Source organism: Rhodococcus sp. UNC23MFCrub1.1, assembly GCF_000686025.1.
Classification (GTDB): domain Bacteria; phylum Actinomycetota; class Actinomycetes; order Mycobacteriales; family Mycobacteriaceae; genus Rhodococcoides.
Map to the genome: position 1 here is coordinate 83,481 of NZ_JMLQ01000005.1, position 17,464 is coordinate 100,944.

Below are 17,464 nucleotides of genomic sequence, written 5' to 3' on the forward strand. Positions count from 1 at the left end.
ACGTACCCAGAACCGGGCACATCCCAGGGATCACGTACGTAGGACCTCAACTGCTATGCGGTCCGGGGCTACCCTGCCGGCGACCTCAAGACCCCCGCCAGGGGTACCCGAACGGCGTGCGCTGGGGTAACCTATTGACAAACGTTCCACCCCGCCGACAAGAGCCCCTGGGCTTTCCTTCGGGTAGGCGGGGTGGTCACTTCTTCCAGTAAACCGTGTGGCCCATCCGGAACAGGTTGAACTTCGTCCAAGTGGTGTCGTTGAGCTTCGTCGCCGGCGCCAAGTCTTTGCTCTCAAGTGCGCGAAACGCGATCCACGAGTAGTAGTCGGCAATCTGACCATTCAGGTCGCTCTTGACCGGGTGGAACAACAGCCTGAAGGATACCTTCATCTCCTTCAGCTTGGGCTTCACAGCAGCTTTGAAAGCACCCTGCTGTTTCCCCGTCAGCACTGAGTCGAAGATCATGATGACCTGGTCGTAGTCGTGTGCGACCACACTCGCAAGCCACTTACCCATGGCCGTACCGAAGATTGTGAAAAGCTTCACGGCATCCTGCTTCGACGGGTGCGTGTACCCCTTGTCGATGAAGAGGGTGTGAGCCCTGATATTGGTCATGTCCGCGATGCACTCCAAGACGCGTTGGCGCGTGCCGTAGCTGTTCTGGGTCGCATGAAACTCTAGGTCTTCGCTACCGGCCGCGAGGAGTTCATACTTCAGCGCCTGCATCTTCTGGGCGGACTCGCACGGATCAGAGGTGTACACCGCGGTGACGAGGAAGTACTGAGTTCCCTTGGCGGCGAACGTCATGTCGCCGGACTCATCCATGAAGACGTACAGCGTGCGCTTCTGTGTGTCGGGGGGGTTTGTCACGAGACACGCACCAGACAGGGACGTGCGGAATAGTTGGTTTCATTCATGGCGCGACGAACTCTACGTGGCTCGCGTGTCCGCGTGAATATCCAACCAACACGCCCTAGAAGTCGGGCTTGTCCCAGGGGTCTGATCGTCGACGTAGGCCGGGAGTGGAGACTGTGCCGGGGTGCGGTTCCTTCGGGATCCGCAGTGATGCCTGCCGACGTGCGATGCCCTCACGGATCTCGACGGACGTCTTCGCGTCGTGGTGTGTGCGGCACAGGGTCTGCAAGTTCGCGAGGTCATCAAGACCTCCCGCCGCCTTGTTGACGACGTGGTCAGCGAACAGCGAGCCAGGGGTACCGCCGACGTACCCGCACTGGACGCAGGCCCAGTTGTCCCGCTTGAAGCACCGCTGCTGCAGCTTGTACGGGACGTGGCGGGTGTTGCTGTTGCTGTCCCAGGTCATCGGGCAGTCACAGCGGGGAGCTCGCTGCGGAGCAGTGAGAAGAACTCGGGTGCGGTCTCGAACATGCCGGCGCTGCTGAATGTGGCCTGCTTGATGAGCATGGACATCCTCCACACCAGCGCTGCGGCCGGTGAGTCCGTGTCGGCGTACTGGTCGACGATGTCGTGGAAGCGGGCGTAGTCGCCGGTGTAGAAGGACTCGCAGATGTCGATGGCGTCTCGCTCGACCTGGGTGTCGTCCATGTTTCCTCCGGTGGTGTGTGGCCTCGGTGCCCCGACCCGCGATGTGTGTCCGAGACGCACCGCGGGCCGGGGTGTTCCCGGCTGGGACGGGAGGGAGAGGCGGCCCCCGTGACGCTCGGCCGCACGCCATGAGTGCGTGTGAGCGTGTCCCAGCCGGGAAGTGTGTGTCAGCGTGGTCCGCGGTGGACGTTCGCCGGAGTGGAGACGTTCTCAGGTGCGCGGTACGCGTTGGCTCTGCGGTCGTAGACGAGGCCGTCCGGGCCGTGTGTGCGTCCCTGGTCGTAGGGGCGCCCGATGGTGATGGCTGCGTCGCGGGCTGCCTTCTCCTGCTCGTGGCGGGCGCGCTGCTGCTCGGCGAGGATGCGCTGCTCGTCGGACATCTCGGTGGTGTCGTCGCCGAACATCGCTTCGATGGTGTCGGAGAGGACGCTGCCGGCGGACTGTCCGGTCATGGCTCGGTACGCGCCGTCCTTGAGGAGCTTGCGGTACGCCTGGGCGCATTCCTTCTCGGTGACCTCACGGGGCTCGAGCTTCGCCGAGACGTCTCGGGTCCGGTTGGCGGCCTTGATGGTGACGTCGAGTTCGCGCTGCGCGGTGGAGGCGGCGAGCGCCTGCAGGTACGCCTTGTCGCGGTCGTTGGTGGGCTGGCCCTTGGCGTCGACAACGACACTGCGGCCGTTGACGTTGACGGTGTCGACCATGTCGGGGTCGGGCTGTGTGCGTCGCTCGGCGAGCTCACGGCCGGCGACAATGGCGGCTTCGAGGTTGGCGGAGATGTTGCTGGTGACCATGGCGGCCTCTTTCGTTGGAAGGTGAGTCATCGGCCGCTGAAGGCCATGGCGGCCTTCTGCTGCTCGAACTTGTGCTTGCGGAATGCTTCGTCGAGGTTGGTGACGTGGAAGTGGGTGTGCTCCTCGACGATTCGTCCACCGTCTGCGGTGGTAAGGCTCGAAGAGGGAGCAGTTGCCGGTCCGTAGCTGGGGCCGGGGGTCGGCGCTGTCGACGCGAACGACGACTGCAGGTCCATCGCGGCCTGGATGTACCGGTTGTTCGTCGGATCCAATGGAGTCCCCGAGATGCCGAGGATTTCCGGGATGGCCGACTTGACGATCCCGCCGACCTGCTCCCCGTACTTCTGGAACCTGTTGCGGGCGTATTCCTGTGGATCGACGACCCCACCGGCAGCGAACTTCCCCAGGTTCTTGTTGAACCCGTCGAACAACTGCCACTGCGTGTTCGTCAGAACCGCTTCCGGCTTACCGGAGGTGTTCCAGCCGACAGTGCCGTCCTTGAAGATGCCGCCCGAGTCGTACCCTGCGCCGGTCAGTGCTGACACACCGCGGCCACCGAACTTCGGGTCACGGATCAGGTAGTTGAGCGACGCCCGGATGTTGTCCTCCGGGTTCCAGATGTCGTCGTGACCGGGGTCCTTGTACGACTGGAACGTTGGGTCGATGACCTGAGCGATGCCCTTCGACGGCGTGCCTGCCACCGCGTTGGAGTCGGTCAGGTTGATGGCGTTCGGGTTGAACGTCGACTCGCGCTGCAACTGGTACAGGTACTTGTCGACGTACGTCCGGTCGATGCCCTTCTCGTCGAACAGTCGCTCCACCAACGGCCGGTATTGATCGGCAGTCCCGATGAGAGGGCCACCGGGAGCAGCCCCGGAACCGTCGGTGGTGCCGGCGACCTTCGACCGCACGTACTCGACGGCCTTGTTCTTCAGTTCGTCGTACGCCGCCCGCGGCAGTTGCCCGATCTTCGATGGTCCGAAGTCGGGGATCTGCGACCCGAGAGCGTTGAGGGGCTTCTCGAACAGGCTCGCCACCTGGTCTGCGACGCGGTTACGGACCGCGCCGAGGATGCCACCGCCACCCACCGAACCACCGGCGTCGGAGACCACACCGGGCTCGACGCCTTCCAGCGAACGGTCGGCGGCGATGTGAACGTGGTCGTAGTGACCGGGGAGGTCGTCCGCGTACACCTGATTGCGGAGTTGGTTCTGGTCGGTGATCGAGTTGCCGCCCACGTTGTACAGCAGCGGACCCGGTCCCCAGATCACCTGGGCGAGCTTGTTGCCGAGAGTGCCGACAGCCCAGTCCGCTACCTGCTGCATCGGGCCACCGACGTCGATGGCCTGCCCCTTGCCGTGGTACCCGGAGTGACCGGGACGCAGCGCGGAGTTCAGGGTGGCGTTCGGGAAAGCACCCGACACCGCATTCCACAGTGACTCGTCGACGACGCCACCAAACGCGAAGTTCGCGTCCCGCTGCATCTTCCGCACACCTGCGACGCCCTGAGTGCGGGCGACCTTGTTGGCGGCGTTGATGTAGTTCGGACCCATCGCACGCTGCCACTCGGGGCGCATGACAGCCTCACCACCGGACACGCCGATGGTGTACGGGTCACGGCCCGGTGTGTAGCCGGGGATGATGCCACCGGTAGCGAATCCCTTCGGGGTGACGCCGGCACCCTTACCTGCCTCCGGTGTCTCGATTCGAGCCACACCATCCCACGGCGACAGTCCGGGGATGACCGCTGCGACAGCGTTCCAGGCGTTCTTGAGGGTGTCGTTGATGACGTTGTCGATCACCCAGTTGATCGGTGTCGCTGCGAGATCCTTGAGTTCCGACCACTTCTGACCGATGCCGTCGACGACGTTCCCGAAGAACGTCTGCACACCCGACAGGGCTGTGGTGAGACCGGGGAACGCGGTGTCGACCATCGTGGTGATGACCGACCCGATACCGCCACCGAAGTTGTCCCAGGAGATGCCCATCTCGGACAACTTCGTGGAGACGTCGTCGCGCAGTTCCCCACCGCGGGTCATCAACTGACCGATGCGATCGGAGACGCTTGTCTTGATGGCGTCGACCTTGTCCCCGAAGTTCACCCAAGCGGTGGCCGCGGTCGTGCCGATATCGGCGGTGAGTCCGACTGCGAGCTCCTTGGCCTTGTCTTTCAGGCCACCGACCGATGCTCCCGCACGACGCATAGCGGCCTCGAATGGCGACTCCCCCTCCTTCGGGTCGAGGAACGACCACGCTTCTCCGGAGAAGAAGTCACCGAGATCTGCCAGTCCGTTCCAGACCTTGCCGCCGGGGCTGGCGTCGAAGCCTCCCGGCTTCATGGGGATGTCGAGGCCGGGGATGTCGGTGGGGATTGTGTAGCCGTCGCGGTTCGGGTCGTTCTTGTCGGTCCGGCTGTCGGGGCGCTGACCGTAACCGGTGGATCCTCCGTCGCTGCCCTGAGGGTCAAGTACCGGGTCTGGGTTGTCCTTGAAGATGCCCCACGTCGGATGATTGAGGATAGTGGCGACCTTGTCCGCGAACACCACGGCGCCCTTGACGAGCGAAAGCATGAGTGTCGCAGCGTCTTTGGCGGACTCCCAGAAGTCCGTCATCTTGAGCTTGCCCTCTTCGGAGTTCAGCCAGTCCGCGAACTTGTTGAGCTCGGTGGTGAGACCGGAAACCATCGACTGCCCGGTCGCGTCGGAGGTGGAGAACAAGCCGCCGATGACGCGGCCGATGGAGCCGAACAGATCGAGGATGTCCTTGAGGGCGTCGATCGACTCCTGCATGAACGTGCGAATCTTGTTCTGACCCTCTTCGGACTCCGTGAACTCACGGAACTCCTGCATCACATTCGAGAACGAATCGCCGAATCCGGGGAGGAACTCCGACCCGATCGCGGCGATGTTCGTCAGCGAACCCCATAGGTCGTTGAGACCGTCGAGGAGCGGGCCGATGGCCTGCCGAGTGTTTTCGAAGATCTTCGACCAGTCGAGGGCGGAGGACTCGGAGCTCAGGTCGGCGAGGGAGCGACGCAGCCCGCCGTTGATCTCCGTGGCGATGCCGCCCAGTCCGGTGCGGAGGGTGGGGAAGTACCGATCTGCGAGCTCGGTGATGGATGTACCGAGGCCGTCGAACAAGTTGTCCTGGACCTCGAGACGAAGGTCCTTCCACGCACCGCCGAGGTTCCGGGTCTGCTCGACGAAGTCGCGAGCGTTCGGGGAGAGGTTCGCGAGAGCTTCGGAGTACTTGTCCGCTGCAGTGGCCGCGCTGGTGGTTGCAGTTGCTGCCGCGGTCTGCGCGTCGGTGAGAGCGCTCTGAGCGTCGAGGACCGCTGTCTGGGCGTCGACCAAGGACTGTTGTGCGTCGACGACTTTGAGGTCTGCATCGGCGACGGCGGACTGGGCTTCGACGACCTGCTTGGACCCGTCGACGCCGGCCTTGTTCGCCGCGTCCGTCTCCGCCTTCAGGTCAGCGTTCCGCTCACGCACCTCGTCGATGCGCTGCTTCGCCTGATCGACCCCGAGAACAGCTTCGTCGAAGTCGAGCATCGTGACGGGCTGACCGTCCTTGCCGAGGTCGGACAGACGCTGCTGTGCGCGGCGCAGGGCGAGCTCGGCGTCACGCTCGTCGAGGGAGGATCCCTTCATCGCGAGGTTGAGATCCTCGATCTGTTCCTGGGCGTCCTTCATCGCGGACGTGAGGTCTTCCTGCGCTCGCGTGCGCTGCTTCTGCGCGTCGACGATGCCGCGCTCTGCCCGGCCAACGCCGGCCTGCGCTGTGGTCACACCACGGGTGGCGGACTCGACCTGCTTCGCTGCAGAGGCCTGAGCCTTCGATGCAGCGGCGGCGTCGGTGGATGCGGACTCGGCGGCCTTGGACCCGGCAGAGAAGGCGTCGAAGACACCGGTCGATCCGATGACGATGGTGGCGATACTGGACGCTGCGGCGGCGCCCGCGGCGGGGAGAAGCGAGAGGACGCCGGCGGCTTTGGCGAGCTGTCCGACGAGGGGCACCATATTGACGGCGGCCAGGCCGAGCAACGCGGTCTTGGCGATGCCTGCGGCCGGCCCGATAGCGCCGAGACCGCCACCGACCGAGCCGGCCCCGCCACCGATACCGCGGCCGCCGATGTTCCCTCCGATGTCGGAGGCGGCAAGCCGGAGCGCGGCGATGCGGGCCAGGGCGCCCGTGATGTCGAGATCGAGGTCGACATTGAGGTCGCGTCCCATCTCGGTGCGGAACACGGCCATCTGGGCGCGAGCCGCAGTGAAGTCCAGGTCGACCGGGACCGTGATGGAGTGGCCGCTGTGCGCGCCGGTGAATGAGCGGATCTCGGAGTTGAAGCCGGTGAAGTTCGGCTTGACCGCTACGTCGATGGACGCCCGGTATCGCCGCAACCCTTGTTCGAGCTTGGGCGCGAATCGTTCGAAGTCCGGAACGATGATGACCGGCGCTTCGATGCGCTCGCCTGCGCGGAGGTCCCGCTTCACCTTCCGGTGAAAGCCAGTCAGATCAGGGACGATGGGTAGCTTCGCGCTACTCACGCTGTAGGTGACTGCCATGGCGGGACCTCCGGGTCAGGTCATGCTGCCGCGTCCTCACCACTTCGGTACGCCGCAACGATCCTTCTGTCGAACACCCAGGAAGTCCCAGTCCGTGAGCGCTGGCCGTCGAGCGATCGGGCGATACGCTGGACGTGCCTACGGGTGCAACCGAGGATCTCGGCGGCGCCCGCACTATCTACGGCATACTCTGCAGGACAGGGGGATTCGGCGACGTCGTCCTGTCGTTCGTCCTGCTCCATGCGTGTCGCCGCAGTGATCTCGTCGAGGATATGCCGGACGTAAGGTGTTGCTGCTCGACGCATTTCGGCTTCCCGCTTGCGGACCCCGATGTGATAGTAGAACTGCACAGCCCGGAGCGCTGACCCCTGCAGCAGGACCGCGCTACCGAACCGTTGCACATCGGGGCCGCGGTCAGTCGTCACCGAGGACACCATGCTCGGCTGCCGATGCGATGGCGATGATCGACTGCAAGGCGTCGGAAAACTTCTCGGTGTCCTCCGCCCCTGTGACGATCCCGAAGACGGCGTACACCGCAGCGACGGTCATCTCCGGGACGCGACCAACTTCGCCGGCCTCGGTGACGATGGTGCAGACGGCTTCGAGATCCTGCCGTCCTGCGTGGGTTATCGCGGCGAACGCTCGACGCAGATCGGCAGGGTCGATCATCTGGAAGAGCTCCGGCGTGAACACCCGTGCGTAGTTGTGGTCGTCGGTCATGATGCCTCTTTCTGGGTGGCTTGCCGGTTCCTGGAGGGAACTCGCCCCCCGACTACCGCGGTGAGTGGGGACGGGAACGCCTTCATCGAGTACGACCGGCACGGTTCTCGCTCTGGGCAGCGACGGCAGATCGACGCTGCGATCTCGTGGCGCTTCGCTGCCTGCGTCCTGGTCTCGCCAGCTTCGAAGTCGACGCCGTCGAAAAGCGCGTGATGTCCACGACACAGGGCTTCGGGGAGATCCGGCGCCGCCGTCAGGGCCGCGACGAGATCGACCCAGGTGGCGCTCAAGAGGCTTCCCGTTCGCGCCAGGTGCGCATCGCTCGGGCGGCCCGATCCTTGCGCCAGGACAAGCGTTCTCGCGCTTCGTCGACCGTCCTGGGTGGCGGATCAAGTGCTGCGATTTCCTTCACGTCGGCAGCGGGGGCGTTCTCGTCCTCGTTGCGTTCATCGGCGCTCGGGGCGATTACCCGGTACACAAGCTGGTCATCGTCGAGCGCGGTGAGGGTGAAGGTGCCGGCAACTGGTTCGTGGTCGCCGACCGGACTGAACTGTCGAACACCGCCATGCCGGTCCTTGTTGATGGTGAGGACCGCAGATCCGCCCTTTCCGGGAGTGAACGGGACCTTAACCTTCACCCGTAGTGAGACTCCGCCGATTGCCCGACGCTTGGCCGCTGTACCGCCAGGCCCCTGGGAGCGTGAGTCGGACCCCTTCGCCAGGTGGTCGATCGCAAGCACCGCGGCACCGGTGCGAGCGAGCGGCTTGAGGACCTTGGTGTGTACGGCGGTGAACTCGTCGGCAGAGTTGCTGTTCGACCCGAAGAGCGGGAGCAGTTCTCCGATGGAGTCGATGACGGCGACCGTCGGCTTGAACTTCTTCATGTCCTCGACGACCTGGATGAGCTCGAGACGGTCTTCCGGTTCGGTGTAGCGAAACCGGCTGGGATCTCTCAGTGCCGTGATGGGAGCTCCGAGACTCAGGAGTCTGCGGACAGTTGCCGGCGCTCCGTTGTGGTCCAGGTCAATGACGATGCACCGACCGCTGTCAATCAGTGACTCCACTGCAGCGGCCAGGCAGACGAACGTCTTCCCCGACTCTGGGTCGCCGAAGATGAGATTGACCTGTCCCTCGTAGGTGATGGCGTTGCCGTCCGTTCGACGCAGGACCGTTGGTCGAGGCGGTTCCGGCAGTTCCCCGTCGAGCAGAGCGGCGATGTCCACGTACGGTCCGGTTCCCGGTTCCCGCATAGTGGAGGCGGAACCGGGAACTAACGAAAGTCCCTGGTCGTGCGGTTCCGGGTCGGTTCCGGGAACCGGGGAACTAGTCGGAGTTCCCGAGGTGCCAGCGGCGGTTCCCGGTTCCCGACCCCCTATGCGGGAACCGGGAACCGTGGTCCCGTCGGTGGGTCGCCCAGCTCGTGTCCGGCGGCGCTCACGTCGGGTTCCGGTCATGTGTGACACCTCTGTAGGCGTCGGGTACGGCTTGGCGTCCATCAGGCACTCACCCGCACCACGGTTCGTCGAGCCGACCTCATGCACGTCTCGATCTCACGCTCGGGCAGGCCGGTACCAAGGGAAGCCTCCCGAATGGAGTCCAGCAACCACTGCTCCCCTCCCCGCTCGTAGGCGCGGCAGAACGCCCAATAGGTGATCGCGTTACGACCCCCGCCGGAAGCAGAGGCGACCTTGTCCACGAGGCCGTTGGATCGACGCTCAGGGCTGACCACGGTGGGCTGCGGAACGTACCGGGGTGCTTCGACGAGCGGGAGCAGTTCTTCGGGCAGTGGGGCGATCGGGGCGTCGATCTCCACCCGGTAGAACTCACCTGTGTCGGGGTGAACCGAGCCTGGCATCACGGTGTAGCCGGTGCGCCACGTCTTGATGTCGACACCAGGGTGCCGGTCGACCTTTCCGCGGAGCGGACCCCAGTGCTCGAAATAGGCGTGCCTGCCGCCCGATCCGGTGCGAACCGTCAAGGTCGGCACGGTGATGTTCAGGGCGTCGAGGTCGCCCCCATTTCGGGGGTCCTCGTCGAGGACGACGACGCCGGCGCGAATGCCTCCCCAGTTGGCGTGCGGGTACCTGCGTGCCTGGGACTCGATGACGTCGCGGGCGGCGGTGAAGGAGTGAAACCCGCCGGGGAGGAATGCACGCTTGCCGTGCAGCGGGCCGATCGCGAATCCGAGGTCGAGCATCGGTGTGGGAATCATGCCGTGCCTCCGTCCTGCTGTCGCTTGGCGCACCTGGGACCGAGGTGGCGCCGGATGCTAACCGGGTTCACGAGCCAGGCTCCGCACGCACTGCACTGGGATGCGAGCCGGTAGGTGCCGTTGCGAAGTGCTGCGGCCATCAGTCGGTCCGCCGGGTCGATTAGCTTCTCGATCTGTTCGTCGGGGTCTAGGGGAGCTACCATTGAGGTGTTCCTTTCGGTGGTATGCGGCGGGGCTCCGGGTTGGCGGAGCCCCGCCGTTCTGCGTTGTCGCTCAGCGCTTCTCGCTGTACCAGCCGAATCCGGCGAGCATGATGACGAAGTTCTCAGTGATGAGGAGTGCCGAGAGGGCGAACTCGGTGACGCTCACAGCGCCTCCCTGACCTCGACGGCGGCGCGCACTGCGGCCTCGTCTCGTTCGATCCGTCTCGGGTTGACCCCCAAGGGGGTCCGTCGAACGGACACCCTTGGCTGTTCGGCGAGGGTGGTGGCAAGGGCGTCGACGAGATCGACCGCCTCCGCGACGCTGAGCTTTACCGTGGTCGCACCCCAACGAATCCGGATCTCGGTCCTCTTTCGGTCAGTGGTGACCTGGACGGGGTCGGTATTCATGTCGTCCATGACGGCGAACATCAGGCGTCCACCTCCGTTGCGATGTCGAGCAGGAGCAACAGTCCATGGGCGAGCTCTGCCGCTTCGCTGAGTGTCAACTTGATGGTGTCGAGCTTCTCCAAGGCATTGGCGGCGTCGTGCGGGTTGGCGTGGTGAGTCACCTGGATGTACGGCTCGGTGCCGATCAGCGTCCGCATCAGCGTTGCGTCCAGGTGGGCCAGCGCGAGGGTGTTGACGCCCTCGTTCGTGTAGCCCCACTCGCTACGAAGCAGTACTCGCAGCGGCGCCGATACCCACTTGCTCAGGGCCGGGATCACGCAGTTGCGAGTTTCTTCTTCCTCCGCCCAACGGGGGCACTGAAGCTCCGGGTAGAGCTCCTCGACGACGCTGGTTGCCTTGACGAACCGGGCCTGATCGGAGGCGCGTTCCTTGGCGTAGAGCTGCCAGAGGGCCGATCCCGGCCGCACCTTGCCGTAGTTTCGCGCCATGTAGTCGGCGAACTCCGACTGCGTGGCATCCTCGATCTGGTTCTTGTCAGTGGTGTCAGATACGCTCTTAGACATCAGGTACTCCTCGCTAGGGATGCTCTGGTTCGAGCCCTCGAAGCCGGTTGCCGCCGGCTCGGGGGCGTTTTCGTGGGTGCACCGCATCAGGCGGCACCGCCTTTCGACGTCTCGGCCTCCTGCTCCGCGAGGAACCGTTCGATCTCGGCTCGCCGGTAGAGGACCCTTCGTCCGGCCACGAACGACGCAGGCCCGCGGTCTGTGTTGCGCCAGTACTTGAGGGTGCGAATACCGAAGGGGTACTCGGTAGCAACCTCTCTCATCGTCAGAATGTCCCGCTGCTGCAACGGAATCACCTCCTGTGTCGGTGTGTCAGTACATTCTGATAGTACACACCTCGTGTCAGTTAGCAACGCCATTCTGTGATTCGTGTGAGAGGATTCGTCCATGACCGATACGACAGGCGAGCTCGACGGCCGCTTCGCGGAGAACGTCCGTCGACTTCGGGAGGGCAACGGCTGGAGCAAAGCGGAGTTCGTACGGATCTTGAACGACGCCGGCTGGACTCAGGCGCACCAGACCACACTCACCCGACTCGAATCTGGCCAGCGCGCACCACGTTTGGGCGAGGCCAATCTCATCGCGAAGGTATTCCGGACAAGCATCGACGCGATGCTGCTCCCGCCCAGTCAGGCGGGTATCGAGGATGACCTCGAAAGTTGGAGCAAATTGGTTCGACGGGCGTACAACCTGCTCGTCGGCAGTACCGCGGAGTTCGCGACCAATCACGGCTCCCTGCAGGACGTTGTGGCCGAGGCAGGAGAGCAGTTCCGGGAACTCAAACGGATCGACGCGGAGGACCGCAGTATCGCCAGGCTCGACCTGGCCATCCAGCGAGCGCAAGCTCATCTGGACCTCACCCTCGACCAAGCGAGGGAAGCGGGATTGAGCGCCTACGAGGACGGCAACAATGTCCCGGACCACCAGGATCTATACCTGCTCGACGCCGACTATCCAGGGATCTGAGATGACACAACGGCGCAATCGTCGAGCAGGCGTGGAAGATCGCTGGAAGAAGGCCGACGGCTCGAAGTCCGCTTCGCACAGTCTGGGTAAGCGGTGGCGTGCGCGTTACGTGGATGACAACGGCCGCGAGGTGGCCCGCGGGTTCGACCGCAAGGTGGACGCGCAGTCTTGGCTCGACTCGATCGTCTCTCAGCAGGTGCAGGGGACGTACATAGACCCAAAGCGTGGGCGTATGACCTACCGCCAGTTCTACGCCGAGTGGTCCTGTCTACAGACGTGGGTGCACCACACCCGCCGAGCGATGGATGCGGGCGCCGCTGAGGTTCCGTTCGCGGACACTGCTTTGACGGACATCAGGCGCAGCCACGTCGAGGCATGGGTAAAGGAACTCGTCGAACGCCCGCTCAGCCCGCAGACTGTGCATCAGCGCATCAACAACCTCAAGACAGTTCTGAAGGCTGCTCGCCGGGATAGGCGCATGATCGACGACCCCGTTGACGGAGTCTCTTTGCCGCGCATCCGCCGGGCAGAGATGGCGATGGAGATTCCCGACCCGACCGCTGTTGGCAGGCTTGTCACCAACGCTGACCCATCGTTCTCGGCGTACATCGCGCTGTGTGCTTTCGCCGGCCTACGCCGCGGTGAGGCGGCAGCGTTGCAACCTGGGGACATCGACTTCCTCAGGAAGCGGATATCGGTCAACCGCCAGGCGATCGGAATCTCAAGTGGTGTCGTCGACGTCAGAGCTCCGAAGTATGGGTCAGAGCGCAACGTTCCAGTCGCTAGCGGACTTTTGGAGATCCTCTCCGAACACTTACGCCTGCACGCCCCCGGTGACGATCCTTCCCGCTGGTTGTTTCCGGGACTCGGCGACAACCCGCTGAACGGCAACATGGTCTTCGGCCGTTGGCGTAAAGCTCGCACCGCGGCCTGTGTTGAGACGAAGCTGCATTCCCTGCGCCACTACTTCGCCTCCAGCTTGATCGCGGCCGGCTGCGACGTCGTAATGGTCCAGAGGGCGATGGGCCACTCGTCGGCGTCCATCACTCTCGACACGTACAGCCACTTGTTCCCGAGCGGGGAGGACCGCACCCGCGCTGCTGCCGAGCGGGCGTTTTCGGAGGCACTGCACCCTACTGCGGACGCACTGCGGACGATCAAGGGTGTTTAGCCCGCTGAGCTGCGCGGACGTGCGTTGACGACGATCCGGTGCAGCCAACTGCGGACGGCGGCGTCCGCACGGAACGAGGCGGCGGTGCGGTGCGCGGACAGCAGCGCCTCCTGGAGGGAGTCCGCCGCGTCCTCCGCGGAGTAGCTGGCCCTCCGTGCCGTGAGCCAGAGATGGTCCTGGTGGCGCCGTACGAGCACGGCGAAAGCCGTCGCGTCCCCCGCGATGTGCGCCGCGAGCAGCTCGCCGTCCGTGGCCTCACCACCCGCGACTCCCCCGATTTGTCGCACCCGCGGAGGCTAGCCCAGAAACGAACCGTCCGAGCTGGTCACGAAATCTGTTGTGACAGCGCACGACACGCGGCGATCAGGATGCTGCGGAGACCCCGATGTCCGCGATGGTGCTCTGGTTGCCGCCACCGGCTGTGCTGAGATCCGTGATCCAGAACAGCACGTACCGGACGGGTCCGTCGGGTGTGACGGCGATGTCGGTGAGGCCGTTGCCGAGCGTCGCGGACCCGATCACCTGGGTCTCGTCCAGGCTGGGTGTCGCGCTGGTGGCCGACCGGATCTCGACGACCGTGCCGGGCGACGGCGAGTTCACGTAGACGCTGGCGGGAGTGGTCTCCTGGTCGAGCGTCGCCATGATGCCGACGCCGGACTTGAGGGACGGGAACGGGTTGAAGTACGAGTCCGTCTCCCACACCGTCCCCGCGTCGTTGTCGGCCACGTTGTCGACGGTGCCCGGGTTGTCCGGGGTGCCCTGCGGCGAGAAGACGTCGACGGACGACAGAGCGACGGGCACGGTGGTCGGCGCGGGTGCCGCCTCTCCGGGCGCGGCCGGAGCCGACGCGGACGTCGTGAGCCCGAAGTTCTGCTCGGTGAGAGGTTCGTCGGAACCGCCGCCGGCGAACAGGTTGGCGAGCCACCAGCCGACGAGGCCGAGCACCACGACAGTGAGGACTCCGAGGCCCACCAACGCGGCGACCATGACGTTGGAGCGGTCCGCGGGCGGCTCGTCGTCGGGGTCGGCGAGTGCGTGACCGGTCGATCCGGGCGGCCGTTGACCCAGCCGCAGTGCGGGGATCATCTCGGTCTTCTCGTTGACCACCGCGGCCTGGCCGAGGATGTGCTGCACGGTGGCGGCGGTCCGGATGCCGCTGTTCTGCTCGAGGGCACGCACGGCGACGGCGGAGATCTCGAACGGCACGTCGGGGCGGATCTCGCGGGGCTCGACGGCCGCACCGGACGCCGTGCGATCGGCGATGCGCATCCCGCCGACGGTCGCGGGGCCCGACGGGTCGCCCAGGGGCCACCGCGCGGTGATCAGGGCGTAGAGCATCGCGCCCAGTCCGCGTACGTCGGAGCCGGGATCGGCATCACCGAAGGTGGCCGGGAACGCGAGAACGGCGTCACCCTTGATGCTGATGCGCACACGGTCCGGGTGGTCGATGGACAGTGCGCCGCCGCCGCGATGGGCGGCCTCGGCCGCAGCGGCCAGCGACTTGATGGCGTTGGCGGCGCCCAGGGGCGACGGTTCCGTGTCGGCCATCTCGCGCAGGGATCGTCCGCGAGTCCACTCCGCGACGACGATGCCGCCCGAGCTGCCGCGGACGACGTCGAGGACGCGGGCGAGGCCGGGCGAGTTGATCCGGCCCAGGCGCAGAGTCCGGGACAGCACGGCCTGCGGGCCGTCGGCGCGCTCGGGGGCGTCGCCGGTCGATCGTTGGTCGGCGTCGACGAACGTCAGGGCCACCTCGCGGTCGAGCTTGACGTCGTGGGCCTGCCAGAACTTGAGGCCGCGTGCGCCGCCGTGCGGTGCGAGAAGACGGTAGCGCCCGCCGGCGACCGACGCGCCGGGGATGAGCTTCGGTCCGCGCAACGGTGTGCGGGGCGACTCGGCGACGGGGACGGCCGGGGGCAGCGTGGGCGATCCGACCGGCATGACACCGGTGTCGACGAGTCCGGACTCCGTCTCGTCGGCCGTGCGCTCGGTCTCGGTGACGTCGCCCTGGTCGGACACGTCAGGGCCTGACTCGATCGGATCCGTGGTGGACGCGTCGGGCTGCCGGTCGGTGTTCTCGGACGACCCGGTGGCGGCATCGGAGTCGGCGACGCGACGGTCGTCGGTGGACACGCCACCGGGCTGAGCGGCGTCCTCGGCCTCGGACGGCGTACGCCCCCGTGCACCCTCGTCGTCGGTCACTGACACTCCTTCGTCACTACTGGTCGTGAACGCGCCGGTGTACGCGGGGATGATCGTCGTCTCCGACTCGTCTCCGGTGTACATCGGCGCGCGGGACCCGCCGTGTGCTCGCGGGTCCACTCGCCTGTCAGGGTACGGGAGCCGACCCGCGCCGGTGGCCCGACCGAACCCCTCGGTCGGCCGACCCACCGGGGGCATGTCGGGGCCGCCGATCGCGGGGATCAACTCGGTCTCCGCGTACATGGGATCGGTCCCGACATGCGCTGTCGTCACAGGTCCGGACGTCACGGCCGGGGCGCGGCCGAGGCGACGCGCCACCGCGACGGTGATGGATTCGATTTCCGGGATCCGTGCCCGGTACAGGCACAGACCGGTGATCAGCAGCATGACTGCGCCGTCGAAAGCGACGCGGAGCAGCGCGCCCGGTCCGGTCAGACGGTCGAGCCCGAGGGCCGTGTCGGCCGCGAACACCGCGAGCATGCCGATCGCGGTGGAGATCAGCGTCGCCGCGACCGTGCGCCGGACTCCCGCGAGTCGTAGTTCGCCGAGGCTGCGACGCAGCAGCATCCATCCGATGATCGCCCCGGTGATGTAGCCGAGACCGTTGGCCGCGCCGAGCAACAGGACCACGGATCGATCCGACGTCGCCAGGAACGGCGTCAGGGCGGACAGCGCGATCTTGACGCCGGTGATGCCGAGAACGATCCACGTGGGCGTCCACGCCTGCTCGCGGGCGTAGAAGACCCGCAGGTGGATCAGGACGAGCGAGTAGGGAACGAGGGTGAAGGCCGACCAGCTGACGGCTTCACCGAGTCGCTCGGCGTCGGCTGCGCCGAAGTTGCCGTAGCCGTACAGAGCCTCGCCGACCTGCGGGCCGGCCACGGTGAGGAAGCCGATGACCGGGATGAGCGCGAGCATGGTCATCCGGGTGGCAACCGACAGGTCGTCGACGACGGCCGGGGTGTCCTTGGCGGCGGCGTTGCGGCTGAGCCGGGGCATGATCGCCGTCAGCACCGTCACGCCGAGCACGCCGTACGGCAGCTGCAGCAGGATCCAGGCCTGGTTGTAGATGAGCGGGCCGGCGGGGTCGACGTGCGAGGAGATGCGCGTCGCGAACACCATGCCGGCCTGACTGATGACGACGTAGAGCACGATCGCGACGGCCATGCCGCCGAACTGACGCAGCCTGTCGTCGAGCCCCCACAGCGGGCGCAGATCGATCTTGTTTCGCCGCAGCGCGGGCACCAGACTCAGGGCCTGGACCACGACGCCGAGCGTGATGCCGACGCCCAGCACCAGCAGCTTCGGGTCGCTGATGCGCACCGGATCGAGAGAGATCTCGCCCGGTACGACTAGGTAGATCACCAGGACGGCGAGCACCACCAGGTTGTTGAGCACGGGTGCCCAGGCACCGGGCTTGAAGTTCTGCCGAGTGTTCAGGATCGCCGTGAACAGTGCGGAGAGGCCGTAGAACAGGATCGCGGGCAACAGCAGGAGAAGGAGTGCGGTGGTGAGGCCCGTGTTCACCTGGCCGTCCTCCGACAGGAAGACGTAGCGCGTGAGCAGTGGCGCCGCGGCCGTCGCCAGCACTGCCGCGAGGATCAGCATGGTCAGCGCAGCCGTGAAGAGCCTGCGCACGAAAGCACGGCCGTTGTCGGCGTCCTCGCTCTCCGCCCGCACCAGCACCGGCACGACGATGGCCGTCAGCACGGCACCGAGGACGAGCTCGGCGATCATGTTGGGGATGACACTCGCGACGGTGTACGACGTGGCGACGGTGGTGCCCAGCACCGTCACCAGCAGCAGTTGCTTGGCGAATCCGGTGATGCGGCTGATCAACGTCGCGAACGCGATCGCACCCGTCGCGGAGAGCAGGCGGGAGGAGCTGGAGCCGGACGCCGGCTGCGGTGACGCCGCGGCCGGGGGGATGCGGGTCGGGGCGGCAGGACGGACCGGGGGCGCGACGCTCGTGGGCACCATCATCGGATCCTGAGCCGCGTCGGAGCTGCGCTGCTGCGCCCCATCGGAGCTGCGCTCCCAGGGCGCGCGAGGCGCCCGCGGTACGGCGTCCCGTCGCCCGTGAGGAATGCTCCCCGTCAT

Annotated in this window: 15 protein-coding genes and 1 pseudogene; 2 read left to right on the forward strand and 14 right to left on the reverse strand. The window is 65.9% G+C overall.

Going from position 1 to position 17,464, the window contains the following annotated elements; translation table 11 throughout:
- Window positions 1–196: 196 nt before the first annotated feature.
- The 12 genes from BR07_RS0113865 to BR07_RS24610 all read right to left on the reverse strand — a co-directional run bounded on the left by BR07_RS0113865 (window position 197) and on the right by BR07_RS24610 (window position 11,288).
- Complete coding sequence (locus BR07_RS0113865; RefSeq protein WP_027505959.1) at window positions 197–871, reverse strand: DUF3800 domain-containing protein; 675 nt, start codon at window positions 869–871, stop codon at window positions 197–199.
- A 103-nt stretch (window positions 872–974) separates the two neighbouring features.
- Entirely contained in the window at window positions 975–1,322 is a 348-nt protein-coding gene (locus BR07_RS27395) for an HNH endonuclease (RefSeq protein ID WP_051613401.1), read from the reverse strand.
- Window positions 1,319–1,564 carry a hypothetical protein gene (locus tag BR07_RS27400; RefSeq protein WP_027505960.1) on the reverse strand — a complete coding sequence of 82 codons (246 nt, stop codon included), beginning with the start codon at window positions 1,562–1,564 and terminating at the stop codon, window positions 1,319–1,321. The genes BR07_RS27395 and BR07_RS27400 overlap by 4 nt, the downstream gene beginning before the upstream one ends.
- Window positions 1,565–1,731: 167 nt before the next feature.
- On the reverse strand, window positions 1,732–2,355 hold the full coding sequence (locus tag BR07_RS0113880; RefSeq protein ID WP_027505961.1) for a hypothetical protein: 624 nt from the start codon (window positions 2,353–2,355) through the stop codon (window positions 1,732–1,734).
- A gap of 26 nt (window positions 2,356–2,381) precedes the next feature.
- A complete protein-coding gene (locus BR07_RS27640; protein ID WP_081821305.1) occupies window positions 2,382–6,920 on the reverse strand; it encodes a transglycosylase SLT domain-containing protein in 4,539 nt (1,512 codons plus the stop codon).
- Window positions 6,921–6,940: 20 nt separating this feature from the next.
- Window positions 6,941–7,345 (reverse strand): hypothetical protein, encoded by a 405-nt coding sequence (locus tag BR07_RS0113890; protein WP_155957039.1) that lies wholly within the window; start codon window positions 7,343–7,345, stop codon window positions 6,941–6,943.
- A complete protein-coding gene (locus tag BR07_RS0113895; RefSeq protein ID WP_027505964.1) occupies window positions 7,335–7,640 on the reverse strand; it encodes a hypothetical protein in 306 nt (101 codons plus the stop codon). Before BR07_RS0113895 ends, BR07_RS0113890 begins: the two co-directional genes overlap by 11 nt.
- Before the next feature lie 286 nt (window positions 7,641–7,926).
- Window positions 7,927–8,862, reverse strand: coding sequence for an AAA family ATPase (locus BR07_RS0113900; RefSeq protein WP_197027804.1), 936 nt, complete (start codon window positions 8,860–8,862; stop codon window positions 7,927–7,929).
- Between the two features lie 272 nt (window positions 8,863–9,134).
- A complete protein-coding gene (locus BR07_RS24605) occupies window positions 9,135–9,851 on the reverse strand; it encodes a bifunctional DNA primase/polymerase (RefSeq protein ID WP_051613402.1) in 717 nt (238 codons plus the stop codon).
- 365 nt (window positions 9,852–10,216) lie between these two features.
- Entirely contained in the window at window positions 10,217–10,483 is a 267-nt protein-coding gene (locus tag BR07_RS0113915; RefSeq protein WP_027505966.1) for a hypothetical protein, read from the reverse strand.
- Window positions 10,483–11,025, reverse strand: coding sequence for a hypothetical protein (locus tag BR07_RS0113920; RefSeq protein ID WP_155957041.1), 543 nt, complete (start codon window positions 11,023–11,025; stop codon window positions 10,483–10,485). Before BR07_RS0113920 ends, BR07_RS0113915 begins: the two co-directional genes overlap by 1 nt.
- Window positions 11,026–11,111: 86 nt before the next feature.
- Complete coding sequence (locus BR07_RS24610) at window positions 11,112–11,288, reverse strand: helix-turn-helix transcriptional regulator (protein ID WP_155957042.1); 177 nt, start codon at window positions 11,286–11,288, stop codon at window positions 11,112–11,114.
- A 124-nt stretch (window positions 11,289–11,412) separates the two neighbouring features.
- On the opposite strand from BR07_RS24610, the gene BR07_RS0113930 reads away from it, so the two are divergent.
- Both BR07_RS0113930 and BR07_RS0113935 read left to right on the forward strand, forming a co-directional pair.
- Window positions 11,413–11,991 (forward strand): helix-turn-helix transcriptional regulator, encoded by a 579-nt coding sequence (locus BR07_RS0113930; RefSeq protein ID WP_027505968.1) that lies wholly within the window; start codon window positions 11,413–11,415, stop codon window positions 11,989–11,991.
- A gap of 1 nt (window position 11,992) precedes the next feature.
- A complete protein-coding gene (locus tag BR07_RS0113935) occupies window positions 11,993–13,162 on the forward strand; it encodes a tyrosine-type recombinase/integrase (protein ID WP_081821307.1) in 1,170 nt (389 codons plus the stop codon).
- A gap of 20 nt (window positions 13,163–13,182) precedes the next feature.
- On the opposite strand, the pseudogene BR07_RS24615 reads toward BR07_RS0113935, so the two are convergent.
- Together BR07_RS24615 and murJ are read right to left on the reverse strand one after the other, a co-directional pair.
- A pseudogene (locus tag BR07_RS24615) lies at window positions 13,183–13,449 on the reverse strand (sigma factor); the annotation flags it as partial.
- Between the two features lie 76 nt (window positions 13,450–13,525).
- Complete coding sequence (gene murJ / locus BR07_RS0113945; RefSeq protein ID WP_027505970.1) at window positions 13,526–17,464, reverse strand: murein biosynthesis integral membrane protein MurJ; 3,939 nt, start codon at window positions 17,462–17,464, stop codon at window positions 13,526–13,528.